Genomic DNA, 14,305 nt, shown 5'->3' on the forward strand with positions numbered 1-14,305 from the left:
ATGAGGCACTTAATACGGAGCAAATGTACAATAATTTTGGGATATATAATGACATGATTAAAAATTATAATTAATCTTATCTGTTATAATTTTTTTTATTTGTTCATTTTTTTCGAATGAGTAAAATAATTCCTTTACTTCTTTCTCTATATCATTGTGTCGATTAGTAGAGATGCACTTTGTAAAAAAACATATAACTTTTATACAGGCATCAACAGAATTTCTATCACTTCCGTTGAATGTAATTTGTGGAATCGAATTTATACTCTGAGGCAAACGGTAGTCAAATAAAACACCGCTGTGAGCACATATGTTTCTCACTTGTCGTACGGTATGCAATAACCTTAAAAATTTATTTAAATCTCTAATTCCGTAACAATCTGAAATTCTTATTTTGATATCTTCATCTTTAATATTCGAAAAAACGGTTATTATTGCTCCTAAAGTTAGGTATTCAAATGTTTTCCAAACCGGTGCAAATGAATCATCAGGATATTTTTTATGATGCTTTTTAATAGTTAAATTTTCGGTTTTAAATTTTTCAGAATAAATATCTTCAAATTTATCAATAAATGATTGTTCCATGACCTCATTATTGATAAACCAAGTTGGGTCTTTTTTGTATTTCATAGAAACAAAATAGATCAATTTTGTTCTAAAGTTTATTTCAATTCTATTAATGTATTTCTGAAGAAGATATTTTAAATCAGTATCTAAATAATATAAATCTATGATAGTCCCTATTTTAGTCCCATCCTTAAAGGTGTCACTGGTATTATCCATAAAAGGATGACAGTAATAGCCAAACCGATAATAACCGATATCCAATAATATCTCTTTGACTTTATCTTCGCTAAAACAGCTAGTGTCTAATCCCTTTTTTTTTAATCTTTCAATTTGCTCACTAATAGGGATGGCAAGTTTGCTCATATTTTTATGTTTTAATCCAAAACGGCTTTGGTATAGCGTGACAATTTTTCTTAAATTGTGCACTACAGACTTTTTAAAGCCTCTTTCCTTAATAGAAACGTATCAAGTAAAAGAAATTAAAAAGGATTCGTTTCACCGAATCCTTTTTAATTATCTGCTTTGTAAATATAAGAACTTTCTTTGTTTTTTAAAGAACTTTCTTTTTAAAGTAATTCCAAGTTTAGGGAATAGGCAATGCTGTTAAGAGGCTGTTGTAGGCTGTACGTCTTATCACTTCCTTTAGATTGCTTTTACAAGAACAAACTATTTTACGTCCGAACAGGAATTTTATTTTTCAAATCTTGTTCGGTAATTGCGAACAAGATTTTTATTTTGAAAAACGTGTTCGCATTGGCATAGTTTTTATTCGATAGTAAAATATAATCGCTTATTACTATGAAAACACCTAAAAATAAAAACAGTATCCGAGATAGCGTAGGGTTTACCCAAGAAGAGTTGGCCATGTTGTTAGGGGTTACGCGCAGTATGTTGGCCAAATTTGAATTGGGATTGGGTAGCCTGCCGAACCCGGCCAAGCTCCTGCTGGCTGAACTGCTCAAACAGGTAAAAGATTCAGAAGTTAAAAACAAACCTCTTCCTCACGAAGCTACGCAGCCGTTGATAACAGAAAAGCAACTCAAACGCTGATTTTGGAGAATGATTACCAACTCCTTTTGGTTGCCCAAAAAATCAATGCCATGCAAAAGAAGTTATCCAACTTAGTCAAAGCACAAAAGCTGTTGCACTATCTTCAAAATCGACCACAGGAAAAGAGCGAGGCTCATCAAAGCGTATTGGAATTCATTACCCGTAAAAACAATAAAATGTTGGCAAGAAACAATTCAAATGCGTTATACCAACTCATGCTCCAACAACAGTTATTAACCTACGAAAAACAGCTTCTCGAGGAAACTAAGAAGCGGATTTTGTTGGGATAAATAAAAAGTAAAATGTAAAAAAGGGAAAAGGGACTAGTGATGAAACTTATCCCTTATCCCTTATCTCTTATCTCTTATCCCTTAATTATGAACCGCATCACAACAATGGTGCTCCATAAAGCTCTCGGTCTCTTCATGCCAAGGGAAAGCCGCGTTGTATTTGCTGTTTTCCCAGTAGAATTTTTTACGGGCTTTAGGTTCATTGCCTTCTTCGTTCATAGTATCGGCATTGTACATGCGGCCGTTGATAATGGTATAGCGCAACGAGTTCGAGTTTTGAATGTCTTCTAACGGATTCTTATCTAAAACTAAAATATCTGCCAATTTGCCTACTTCTAACGAACCGATATCTTTACCGGCACCTATATAGTTAGCGGCGTTAATGGTAGCGGTTTTTAAGGTTTCTAAATTACTCATACCACCTTGGTTGATGCTCCACAATTCCCAATGCGCGCCCAAACCTTGCAATTGTCCGTGGGCACCCATATTCACTTTAACGCCGTTATCGGCCAAAGCTTTTACTGATTTTGAAGTTAAGATATGATCGTTTTCATACTCTTCATCCGGCGCCATGGTGCGGAAACGGGCACGCGAATCGATGATGCCTCTCGGCGTAAATTGCAATAACTTTTTGTCTTCGTAAACCTTCGTTTTTTGGTACCAATAATACTCAGCATTCAAACCGCCATAATTGACAATCAGCGTAGGAGTATAGCCCACGCCGGTTTTGCCCCAAAGGGTCAATACATCTTTATAAACCGGAGTAATCGGAATGTTGTGTTCTACGCCGGTATGACCGTCAATTACCATGCTCATATTATGGAAAAAGTTAGAGCCGCCTTCAGGTACTACGTTAATGCCTTCTTCACGAGCGGCTTGTAATACTTGTTGGCGTTGGTCGCGACGCGGTTGGTTGTAACTCTTTACCGATAAAGCTCCAAAAGCTTTGGTTCGTTTAATTGAGAAACGCGCATCGTCTATATTATTGACTACGGCTTTAAAATCGCCATCGGCACCGTATAATATAAAACCGGTCGAGTAAATACGAGGTCCAACCAAATTACCGCTTTTAACCATTTCCGAAAGTGTAAAAATCGATTCGGTATTAGAGGACGGATCGTGTGAAGTAGTCACTCCGTAAGCCAAGTTAGCATACAACTGCCAGTTTTGTTGGGTGGTTAATCCGTAGCGAAAGGCACCAATATGAGCGTGCGCATCTACCATACCCGGCATTACCGTTTTGCCTGATATGTCGTATACGCGCGCATCTGTAGGAATGGTTACCTCACCGGCTTTGCCTATAGCTTCAATGCGGTTTTGGTTTACAATTAAAGTTCCTTTTTCAATTACAGTATCGCCATTCATGGTAATAATTCGGGCGTTGGTTAAAGCCAATTTCCCTTTAGGTTTATCCACTTTAGCTATTAAACCGATTTTGATACCGTTATCGGTTGGTTTTTCCACCTTTTCAGGCGATCCCGGTAAGAAGGTAAATCGATCTTTAATATTGTTGACAAAATAAGTATCGCCAAGCGTCCACATTACTTGCTGACTGTTAGCCGACCAATGCAAATTGATCCCCGCATCTTTAGACAATTCCGAAACCGGAACAGCCGTGGTTTTATTGTCTAAATCGGCTTCCTGACCGTTCATGTTTAAAGGCGCTACGTAGGCTTTGTGTAAATGCATAAACGCAATCCATTGGTTGTCCGGACTCGGCACCAAACGGTTAGCATATTTGGCTTTAATGTGTGTTCTTTCGTCTTTACCGTTCAAGTCGACACTTTTCAATTCCTTGGTCAAGCTCCCAAAAAATACCCCGCCGGTTTGAAAGAAAATGCGGTTACCGTCTTTGGTAAATAACGGATATTCGCCGCTTGGTCCGATAAATTTGGCTTTGCCGCCGTTACTGCTTATGGTGTACAGTCCGGGTTTTTTAGAATAAGCCATCCCTTGGTCAAGATTGCCGTCTTCTTTTCTATATACTATGGTTTTCCCATCAGGAGATAGGGAAGGTGTTCGATAAATGGCTTTTTCGGTAGTGAGTTTTACCGGATTTTTGCCATCTACGCCAATTTTGCGAATGCTACCTAATTCGGTGTCGTTCCAAGTAACATAAACGATACTTTTGCTGTCGGCGGTAAAAGTTGGTTCCGCTTCAAAGTCGGTTCCGTTGGTCAAACGTTTCGGTGTTCCGTTAGGCAGTGCTTTAGTCCAAAGATAGCCTAGCGCCCTGAAGACCAAAGTTTTTCCATCAGGAGAAGTCACCGCATCTCGGATCATTTTTACAGTGAAATCAGTATCTGAAATAGGCGTATTGAAATGCACTCTGTCGGCCACGTCTATGGACACATCCACGGTAAACGGAATATTGGTAGCACTCAAGGTCTTGGTGTTGATTTTGTTGATTTTACCGCCAAACCAAATCACGATATCTTCGTTGTTAGGCATCCAATTGAAATTAGGATACACACCAAACAAGGCCCAAGCAGTTTGTTGGTCTTTGTCGAGTTGGTCAAACACCGGCCATTCTTCTCCGGTTTCTAAATCGTGTAAGTATAAAACGGTACTCGTTCCGATTCTTTTGATAAAAGCTAATTTTTTACCGTCTGGAGACACTTGAGGTCGTGCTGCACCGCCCGGACCTCCGGTGATGGTTTCCAATTTTCCGGTTTCGAATTCGTAGCGTTTGATAACGTAAATCTCGTTGTGCGGATCTTTGTTGTATTGGAAATAACCGCCCGGATACATGTCTTCGCTGAAGTAAAGGTATTTCCCGTCTCTGGAAATATTGGGTTCGTTAACATCTTGTTGGTCGTTTTTGCGTTTGGTGAGTTGTACGCCACTACCACCACTAATGTGATATTGCCACATTTCGCCTGCGCCTGCTGAACGCTGAGAAGTAAAATTCTTGCGGCCTATCAAATAGTTACCATCGGGCATCCAAGCCGGATTGCTCATTAGGCGAAAATCTTCTTTGGTAATTTGTTTGGCATCGGAACCATCGGCATTCATCACCCAAAGGTTATCGCCACCACCGGCATCGCTGGTAAAGGCAATTTTTTTGCCATCGGGACTAAACCTCGGTTGGATTTCGAATGGAATTCCGGAGCGTAACACTTTGGCTTTGCCGCCGCTGACAGGCATACTGTAAATATCACCTAACATATCAAAAACGATGGTATTACCGTCCGGACTCACATCGAGATTCATCCAAGTACCTTCGGAAGTGGTGAAGTTTTGGGTTTTGTAATTAAAAGTTTCCCCTGGTTTGGCAACGTCCCATTTCGGGGTTTCCATTTTTTCTTGAGCGTTTGAGAAGGTAAAAGCGAACGCAATGATTAGAAAGTTGATTTTTTTCATTCTGATGTGAATATGAGGAAAAAAGGAAAAGGGAAAAGGGATAAGTTTTTTCTTTTTTCTTATCCCTTTCGACTTATCCCTTATTCAGTTTACTGTTTTTATATCCGTACAAGAAATACACCACAAGCCCTATGACCAACCAAATGCCAAACCATTGCCAGTTAGACACCGCCATTCCGGTTAACAAATAACAACAAGAAATTAAGCCGAGGAGTGGAATTAAGGATAAGTTTTTTAAGAAAGCCAACACAGCCATTACAACACATAAAATTATAAATACTACCATTGGTGCATTGTTGGCGAAAAAGTGTTCCGAGTAAGTAAATGTGTCCGGGAAGAAGGTTGGTAAAAAGTACTGTACCGCGCCAAAAGCTCCTAAACAAATCAACGGAAAAATGTATTTCGAATTGATGTACGGAATTCTGAATTTACCTTTGGTGGCTCGTTCAGCCAATTCGGCTTCGCTTTGTGGCGATAGCATCAGAACGCCGCCGCAAACCAGGACAAAAGCAAATAAGGTTCCGATACTGGTAAAGTCGAGGACAAAGTTTTCATCGGTAAAGAAAATCGGAATTCCCACCACCAAACCGGTTACTATCGTAGCAAATCCGGGTGTTTTGTGTTTAGGATGAATTTCGGCGAATTTCTTCGGCATCAAGCCATCACGACTCATGGTCATCCAAATTCTCGGTTGTCCCATTTGGAATACTAACATTACACTGGTCATAGCTACAACAGCCGCAATGGATACAATGAACAACATCCATTTCACGCCTTTCAAAGCAAAAATTTCAGCTAATGGATCGCTCACGCCCAACAAATCGTATTTCACCATACCGGTTAATACTAAGGCCAAAATAATATAAATGACGGTACAAATCACCAACGAATAAATCATTCCGCGTGGTAAATCGCGTTGCGGATTCTGACTTTCTTCTGCTAGAGTAGATACGGCATCAAACCCAATATAAGCAAAGAAAACTGCAGAAACTCCGGCCATCACACCGCCAAATCCGTTTGGCATAAAAGGCGTCCAATTGTCAATGTCAACATACATAGCGCCAACAATTATCACCAAAACGATAATGGCCAGTTTGATGTACACCATCGCATTACTGAAGTTTTTGGATTCTTTGGTGCCTTTGTAAACCAGATACGTAATCAGCACATTAATGACCACCGCCGGCAAATCGAAAATAATACGGAGTCCGCCAATTACAGGAGCTGTATTCCAGGCGGTTAAACCTTCTCCGGGTTTATTGGCTAATAAAGCATCGTGAGCCGACTGATAATTAATCGTGAGCCATTCCGGTAAATGCAAATGGAAACTTTCGAGTAAATTGGTAAAATAGCCGCTCCAGGAAAAGGCTATATAGATGTTTCCGATGGAATATTCCATGAGCAAAGCCCAGCCAATAATCCACGCGAATAATTCGCCAAAAGACACATAAGCATAAGTGTAGGCACTACCTGAAACCGGCACGCGCGAGGCAAATTCGGCATAACACATGGCCGTAAATCCGCAGGCAATGGCACAAATGATGTATAAAAATACCACGCCCGGACCGCCGGAAAAACAAGCATTGCCAATCGCACTGAATGTTCCGCCACCAATAATAGCCGCTATACCAAAAAACGTTAAGTCTTTTACCGTAAGTACTTTATTTAAACCCGAATGTTCTCCGTCGCCGCCTTCTTTAAGTATTACGGAAGTCGATTTTTTTCGGAATAAGTTGGATAATGACATGGTTGGGTAGTGTTATGTTAAGCAAAAAACAAATATAAGATAAGATAACAAAAATCATGTTTTTAATCTCATTTTTTAAATAAGTTTGCCCTCAAATTAGCCGTAGCCTAACAAACTATGGTTGCATAAGCAAATACAATGCAATAGTATTTTTTTATGAAGTAGTAACAGAGTACTTTTGCGCCACTAAAAAAATAACTTTTTAAACCATACAAATTATGTCACTAGTAGGTAAAAAATTCCCCAACATTACTGTAGACGCTATCTCTTATATGGGAGATAACTTGAGAATCAATGTGCTTGAAGAAGCGACCAAAAACAACAAAAAAGTGCTTTTGTTTTGGTATCCGAAAGACTTTACTTTCGTATGTCCGACAGAATTACACGCTTTCCAAACTGCTTTAGCCGAGTTTGAAAAAAGAAATACTATCGTAATCGGTGCTTCATGTGATACTAACGAAGTGCACTTCGCTTGGTTGAATACCGCTAAAAATAACGGTGGTATCGAAGGTGTAACTTATCCGCTATTGGCTGATACTACCCGTAACTTATCTGCTGCTTTGGATATTTTAGATGCAGAATGGGTTTATGATGCCGAGTTAAACGATGAGATTTTAGAAGGTTCTAACGTAACCTTCAGAGCAACATACTTAATTGATGAAACCGGAAAAATTTTCCACGAAAGCGTTAACGACATGCCATTAGGAAGAAACGTAAACGAGTATTTGCGTTTGATTGATGCTTACACGCATGTTCAAACTAAAGGAGAAGTTTGTCCGGCTAACTGGGAAGAAGGTAAAGAAGCCATGACCGCTGACCGTTTGAGTACTGCAGCTTATTTAAGCCAAAACTAATTATCAATAACAATAACAATGGCAATGTTCAATATGAATTATTGAGTGTTGTCATTGTTATTCTCATTGCAATTCTAAAGCTATGTTAATCGAATTAAACGAAGATACGTTACAAAATTTAGTAAATACTAACGAGAAAGTCGTAGTGCAATATTCTGCTTCTTGGTGTGGCAATTGTCGCATTATGAAACCAAAATTCAAAGTATTGGCTTCACAACATGAAGGAATGACTTTTGTTTTGGTAGATGCAGAGAATGCTCCTGAATCCAGAAAATTAGCCAACGTGTCTAATTTACCAACTTTTGCGACTTTCGTAAACGGAAAATTGGTCAACCAAACGCAAACCAACAAAGCTGAAGTTTTGACCGAATTGGTAAACGAAATTGTATAACAGATTTAAGACCGGTTAGACACCTTTGACTAACTTAGAAGCTATTCGACAAATTCCACAATCTAAACTGTCTAATAATCTAAGAAGTCTAATAATCTAAGAAGTCTAAAAATCTAACAATCAAAAAAAATGAAACTACCCGTAATCAAACATTTGACGCAATTTATTGAGGAGAATGATCAAGATTATATCATTGAAACCATAGAAGTACTGGAAGCCTTAACTGAAGTTCCTTCCTTAAAAGACGAAGAATTGGATGTGATAGGCGAATTGATTTCCAATATGTATGGCGCGCTCGAAGTGAATAAAATGGTCAAAGAAGGCAAAGACAAAAAAGAAGCCTTAAACGATTTTATGAAACGCGTATTAGGTTCCATAGATAAATAAAAAAAAAACGTCCCGATTTCGGGACGTTTTTTTAAGGGGTAAAAACCGATTTGTAATTGTGCCAATACCGCCAAATTAAAAACAGATTACCCAAGAAAAGCAATGCTGCTATGGGTAAAGTTTCAGGCGACATAAAATAGTTAATCAACAGTATGTTTAAAGTTACCGGTAAAATCACTATGTTGGCCAAGCTCACATATTTTCCGGTCACATACGATAAACCACACAATAATTCCACTGCCTTGGCTAACGGAATCAGATAAACAGAAGCTACTAATCCGGCATTAAAAGCCTTGAAATTACCCGTAGCTTCAGTTTCAGGCATTAATTTCAAAAAGAAACTGATGGAGGCAAACAGTAAAAAGAGTCCGATTAAAATTCGGATAATAGTTGTTGCTAATTTCATAGTTTTAAAGTTATAAGTTGTTCTATCAAAGTTACTCAAAAAAATAACAGTCGTTTATTTTTGATTTAATTATTTCAACAACAGTTAGTTGAATGGTTTAGCTATGCTGTCTTAAAAACATCTTTTTTATTGTATTTTTGGATTTCAAAATCCACCGAATTGAGAACTGTAATCCAAAAAGAAATCAACGATAATAACCGGCTTAAAAACCAATTATTGCATTGGGCGCAACAATTCCGCGAAGTTGTTTTTTTAGATAGCAATCAGTACCAACAGCGCTATACAAGCTATGATTGTATCTTGGCTGTGGACGCTTTTACCGCTATTAAAACGGATTATGCTAATGCCTTTGAAGATGTAAAGCAATACCAACAGCAAACCAAAGATTGGTTGTTTGGCTATTTGTCATACGATCTAAAAAACGACATCGAAGACCTGCATTCCAATAATTTTGATGGTTTGGACTTTCCCGATTTGTTTTTTTTCCAACCTAAAAAGTTGTTTTTGCTGAAAGGCAATACTTTTGAAATTCAGTATCTGCGCTTGTGCGACGACGAAATCGAATCCGATTTTACTGCAATAACAAATTATCCACAACTAATCACAAACAACAATGTCACCCTGAGCGTAGTCGAAGGGCAACAATCCAAAATACAACAACGCATTTCCAAAGAAAGCTATTTAGCAAAAGTGACCGAAATGCTCTCACACATCCATCGCGGCGATATCTACGAAGCCAATTTTTGCATGGAGTTTTATACCGAAAACGCTCACCTTGAACCGGTGGAAATTTACCAAAAGTTGAATGCCATTTCGCGTCCGCCGTTTGCGACCTATTTCAAAAACAACCATCAATTTTTATTGTGTGCCTCGCCCGAACGCTATCTTAGAAAAGAAGGCAATAAAGTCATTTCTCAACCCATAAAAGGAACGGCCAAACGTCATTCGGATAAAGTCTCAGATGAGCAATCCAAAACCGAATTGGCTCAAAATCCCAAAGAGCGTTCAGAAAATGTGATGATCGTTGATTTGGTGCGCAACGATTTATCGCATACCGCTACTAAAGGTTCGGTAATCGTGGAAGAGTTATGCGAAATCTATTCTTTCGAGCAAGTACATCAGATGATTTCTACTATAGTTTCAACAGTGGAGGATGCTACTTCACCCATCGAAATTTTAAAAACTACGTTTCCTATGGGCAGCATGACCGGAGCACCCAAAATTTCCGCCATGAAAATCATCGAAGATTTAGAAGCAACCAAACGCGGCTTGTATAGCGGTGCCATTGGGTATTTTACGCCGGATAACGATTTCGATTTTAATGTTGTTATTCGAAGTATTTTATATAATGCAGAGAACGAATATTTGTCTTTTTCAGTGGGAAGTGCCATTACGTCTCAAGCCGTTCCGGAGCAAGAATATGAGGAATGCTTATTGAAAGCTAAGGCCATGTTCGAAGTTTTGAGTTGAGAGAAAAGGGAAAAGGGAAAAGGGAAAAGGGAAAAGGGATCAGTTAATAGCTTAATGGTTATATATGACAAGTTACAGAGATTTAATTGTTTGGCAGAAGTCAATGAGTTTAGTTACCTTGATTTACCAATTAGTATTAGTTTTACCCGAGAATGAAAAATTTGGATTAAAACCTCAAATCAAAAGAAGTGCTATTTCCATTCCCTCTAACATTGCAGAAGGATATGGTAGAAATTATAAAAAAGATTACGCTCGATTTTTACAAATTGTCCGTGGTTCTTTATTTGAAAATCAGACTCAATTAGAAATAGCTGTTAACTTAAACTTTATTAAATCTGATGATTTGAAAGAAATTAAAGAACTTTCAATCGAAGTAGAAAAAATGCTAAATTCGTTAATAAAAAAATTAGAGGAATAACTTATCACTTTTCCCTAATCCCTTTGAACTTAGATATGTTTCAACTATTCCAAAACCACCTCAATACAAACCTTTCTTTTCTTAAAGGAAAGAAGTTATTATTGGCTGTCAGCGGTGGCATCGATAGTATGGTTTTGGTCCATCTTTGTCATCAATTGAATTTAGATTTTGCCATTGCGCATTGCAATTTTCAGTTGCGTGGCGTAGAAAGCAACGAAGATGAGGCTTTTGTAAAATCGCATGCGGAAAAAATGCAAGTGCCTGTTTTCATTGAAAGATTCGATACCCAAACTTTTGCCGACCAACATAAATTATCCATTCAAGTCGTTGCCCGAAACCTGCGCTACGAATGGTTTTATTCGCTTTTAGCCAACCACAATTTCGATTATATTTTAACCGCACATCATTTAGACGATAGTCTGGAAACCTTTCTCATCAATTTTACGCGAGGTTCCGGTATGGAAGGCTTTACCGGTATTCCACAACAAAACGATAAGATTGTCAGACCGTTGCTGGTTTTCTCCCGAAATGATATCGAAGTTTTTGCCCAAGATTATAATGTTGAATGGAGAGAAGACAGCAGTAATGCCACCGATAAGTATTGGAGAAACAAATTGCGTCACGACGTGATTCCGGTTTTAAAAGCACTTAATCCGAGTTTACTTTCTTCATTCGAAAATACGGTTCTTCATTTAAAACAAACCCAATCTTTAGCCGAAGACGCTGTGAAAAGTTTGTATCTATCTGTTGTAACCGAGGAAGAGCATCACACAGTAATTGATTTAAAAAAGTTACTGAAATACGCTAACTACAAGGCTTATTTATACGAATGGTTGCGACCTTTTGGTTTTTCAGATTGGACAGCTGTATACGATTTGTTAGCAGCGCAATCGGGTAAGCAAGTCTTATCGGAGTCGCATATTTTGCTCAAAAACAGAGGCGTTTTACTCTTGTTTCCGAAGCAAACTACCATCAGTGAAGAAGTGTATTGGATTACCAAGGAACAAACCGACGTTAAAGTTCCCTTAAAAATGAGCTTTTGTAACGTAAGTGACATTTCGAATCAAACGAGTAATGTTATCTTTGTCGATGAAGCTTTGTTGCAGTTTCCGTTAACCCTGCGTCGTTGGCAGGAAGGCGATGTTTTTCAGCCTTCCGGAATGACCGGGAAAAAGAAATTGAGCAAGTTTTTTAAAGACGAAAAATATTCGCTTTGGGATAAAGCCAACGCTTGGTTGCTTTGTTCCGACAATAAAATTGTTTGGATTGTAGGGAAAAGAGCCGATGAAAGGTTTAAACCTACAGCCAACACCACTAAAATTTTACAAATTAATTACGAAGCCTAATGAAGAAAGTACTTTTTTTGCTTTTGAGTTTTTTAACGTTATTCACTGCCCAAGGCCAAATGGTCAATCCTGTCAAATGGTCGAGCAGAGTAGAGAAAATCAGTGACACCGAATTCAATTTGGTTATGGAAGCCAAAATTGATGACGATTGGCATGTGTATTCTCAGTTCACCCCTGAAAACGGCCCGTTGCCGGCGGAGTTTAAATTCAAAGACGCCAAGGGCAATTATGAATTGATTGGGAAAGTCAAAGAAAGTCCGTATAAAAAACAATACAACGATGTTTTTGAAGTAGACGAATACTATTTCGAAAAGAAAGCTACGTTTACCCAAAAAATCAAGGTAACCAATCCGAATTTCACTACGCTAAAAGCCTCTGTTGATTATCAGGTTTGTAAAGAAGTGTGCATCAATCAAGACAATATCTTTACGTTTCAATTGCCTAAAGTTACTATTGCAGAGACCGTTGCTACTCCCGAAGGAGCAGATACTATTTCAGTAGATACAGCACAAGTAGCGGCTCAAGAATCAACTTCTACTAAGGCAGCAACACCGGTAAATTCCAAACCGGAAGAGCAAAAGGGTTTGTTGACCATTTTCTTTTTAGCCTTTCTAGGCGGTTTAGCGGCTTTGTTAACGCCTTGTGTGTTTCCAATGATTCCAATGACAGTTAGCTTTTTCACCAAACACAGCGGAACCAGACAAAAAGGAATTGCTAATGCTATATTCTACGGGGTTTCCATCATTTTAATTTATGTCGTTTTAGGATTGATTATTGTAGGTGTTTTTGGTGCCGAAGCTTTAAATGCGTTGTCTACCGGAGTGGCTTTTAATATTATTTTCTTCATTATTCTGGTGTTTTTTGCCTTCTCATTTTTGGGTGCTTTCGAAATCATGTTGCCTAATTCTTGGGCGAATAAAGTTGACCGACAAGCGGGGAAATCAGGCGTTGTTGCCATCTTTTTCATGGCACTGGCTTTGGCTATAGTTTCGTTTTCTTGTACCGGTCCAATTGTTGGAACTTTACTGGTAGAATCGGCTTCCAAAGGCGGCATCGCCCCAATAGTCGGGATGCTGGGTTTCTCCTCAGCGATTGCCTTACCATTTATGCTGTTTGCCTTGTTCCCAACTTGGTTGAATTCGCTGCCAAAATCAGGCGGTTGGATGAACTCTGTTAAAGTCTCATTGGGCTTTTTGGAGTTGGCTTTTGCCTTTAAATTTTTATCTAATGCCGATTTGGTGTTGCAATTGCATTTGTTGGAAAGAGAAGTATTCTTAGCCATTTGGATTGCTATTTTCGGCGCTTGGGCATTGTATTTATTCGGAAAAATTACTTTGCCGCATGACAGTCCGTCAACCCATATTTCAGTAGGAAGATTATCTCTGGCTTTATTGGTTTTATCTTTTACCGTATACATGATTCCGGGATTATTCGGCGCACCGCTAAAATTAATTTCGGCATTCCCGCCACCGCAAACCTATAGCGAAAGCCCAAGAGGTTTTTTAGGCGCAGCGGTTGAAACTTCCAAAAGCGACTTACCCGATGGCGCCAAAGTAGGAGAACACGGTATCATAACTTTCACCGATTACGACAAAGGTTTGGCTTACGCCAAAGAGGTAAATAAACCAGTGATGTTAGATTTTACCGGATTTGCTTGTGTGAATTGCCGCAAAATGGAAATCAATGTTTGGTCGGATGAAAAAGTGCTGAGTGTACTCAAAAACGACGTAGTGTTAATTTCACTATATGTAGATGACAAACGTGAATTGCCTAAAGAACAACAATATGTTTCCAAAGAAACCGGAAAGGAAGTGGTAACCATTGGCAACAAATGGACAGATTTTATCATCACCCGCTACAAAACAAACACGCAACCGTATTATGTTTTAACCGATTTAAAAGAACAAAAGCTTAATGAGCCAATAAGTTACACACCAAATATAGACGACTACTTAGCTTGGCTAAAGGATGGTATTTCCAAATTCAAATAAAAAAAGCCCCGATTCTTTCGGGGCT

The 14,305-nt window shown here is 38.6% G+C and carries 13 protein-coding genes; 9 read left to right on the plus strand and 4 right to left on the minus strand.

Annotated elements, in window-relative coordinates:
- Positions 1–57 precede the first annotated feature (57 nt).
- On the minus strand, positions 58–930 hold the full coding sequence (locus SK086_RS09710) for an Abi family protein (RefSeq protein ID WP_324691272.1): 873 nt from the start codon (positions 928–930) through the stop codon (positions 58–60).
- Between the two features lie 435 nt (positions 931–1,365).
- Between SK086_RS09710 and SK086_RS09715 the strand changes: the two genes are divergently transcribed.
- Positions 1,366–1,617, plus strand: coding sequence for a helix-turn-helix domain-containing protein (locus tag SK086_RS09715; RefSeq protein ID WP_324691274.1), 252 nt, complete (start codon positions 1,366–1,368; stop codon positions 1,615–1,617).
- A gap of 2 nt (positions 1,618–1,619) precedes the next feature.
- The gene (locus tag SK086_RS09720; protein ID WP_324691276.1) at positions 1,620–1,907 is read left to right on the plus strand and encodes a hypothetical protein; all 288 of its coding nucleotides are present in this window, start codon (positions 1,620–1,622) and stop codon (positions 1,905–1,907) included.
- Between the two features lie 81 nt (positions 1,908–1,988).
- Here SK086_RS09720 and SK086_RS09725 read toward each other — a convergent pair whose 3' ends face one another.
- Together SK086_RS09725 and SK086_RS09730 are read right to left on the minus strand one after the other, a co-directional pair.
- Positions 1,989–5,270: an amidohydrolase family protein gene (locus SK086_RS09725; RefSeq protein ID WP_324691279.1), complete on the minus strand. Its 3,282-nt coding sequence runs from the start codon at positions 5,268–5,270 to the stop codon at positions 1,989–1,991.
- Positions 5,271–5,343: 73 nt separating this feature from the next.
- Positions 5,344–7,017: an amino acid permease gene (locus SK086_RS09730; protein ID WP_324691282.1), complete on the minus strand. Its 1,674-nt coding sequence runs from the start codon at positions 7,015–7,017 to the stop codon at positions 5,344–5,346.
- Between the two features lie 218 nt (positions 7,018–7,235).
- Here SK086_RS09730 and SK086_RS09735 point away from each other — a divergent pair, with 218 nt between their 5' ends.
- The 3 genes from SK086_RS09735 to SK086_RS09745 all read left to right on the plus strand — a co-directional run bounded on the left by SK086_RS09735 (position 7,236) and on the right by SK086_RS09745 (position 8,649).
- A complete protein-coding gene (locus SK086_RS09735) occupies positions 7,236–7,871 on the plus strand; it encodes a peroxiredoxin (RefSeq protein ID WP_324691283.1) in 636 nt (211 codons plus the stop codon).
- An 82-nt stretch (positions 7,872–7,953) separates the two neighbouring features.
- Positions 7,954–8,262 carry a thioredoxin family protein gene (locus SK086_RS09740; RefSeq protein ID WP_324691285.1) on the plus strand — a complete coding sequence of 103 codons (309 nt, stop codon included), beginning with the start codon at positions 7,954–7,956 and terminating at the stop codon, positions 8,260–8,262.
- A 129-nt stretch (positions 8,263–8,391) separates the two neighbouring features.
- A complete protein-coding gene (locus SK086_RS09745; protein ID WP_290873806.1) occupies positions 8,392–8,649 on the plus strand; it encodes a DUF6952 family protein in 258 nt (85 codons plus the stop codon).
- A gap of 31 nt (positions 8,650–8,680) precedes the next feature.
- Here SK086_RS09745 and SK086_RS09750 read toward each other — a convergent pair whose 3' ends face one another.
- Positions 8,681–9,055: a DoxX family protein gene (locus SK086_RS09750; RefSeq protein WP_290873803.1), complete on the minus strand. Its 375-nt coding sequence runs from the start codon at positions 9,053–9,055 to the stop codon at positions 8,681–8,683.
- Between the two features lie 159 nt (positions 9,056–9,214).
- Here SK086_RS09750 and SK086_RS09755 point away from each other — a divergent pair, with 159 nt between their 5' ends.
- From SK086_RS09755 to SK086_RS09770, 4 genes are all read left to right on the plus strand, one after another.
- Entirely contained in the window at positions 9,215–10,525 is a 1,311-nt protein-coding gene (locus SK086_RS09755; RefSeq protein WP_324691288.1) for an anthranilate synthase component I family protein, read from the plus strand.
- A 64-nt stretch (positions 10,526–10,589) separates the two neighbouring features.
- Positions 10,590–10,943, plus strand: a complete 354-nt coding sequence (locus SK086_RS09760; RefSeq protein WP_324691289.1) for a four helix bundle protein — start codon at positions 10,590–10,592, stop codon at positions 10,941–10,943.
- 35 nt (positions 10,944–10,978) lie between these two features.
- Positions 10,979–12,289 (plus strand): tRNA lysidine(34) synthetase TilS, encoded by a 1,311-nt coding sequence (gene tilS / locus SK086_RS09765; RefSeq protein WP_324691291.1) that lies wholly within the window; start codon positions 10,979–10,981, stop codon positions 12,287–12,289.
- Complete coding sequence (locus SK086_RS09770) at positions 12,289–14,280, plus strand: protein-disulfide reductase DsbD family protein (RefSeq protein ID WP_324691293.1); 1,992 nt, start codon at positions 12,289–12,291, stop codon at positions 14,278–14,280. Before tilS ends, SK086_RS09770 begins: the two co-directional genes overlap by 1 nt.
- The last annotated feature ends 25 nt before the right edge of the window (positions 14,281–14,305 follow it).

It is taken from the genome of Flavobacterium cheonhonense (genome assembly GCF_035671315.1).
Classification (GTDB): Bacteria; Bacteroidota; Bacteroidia; order Flavobacteriales; family Flavobacteriaceae; genus Flavobacterium; species Flavobacterium cheonhonense.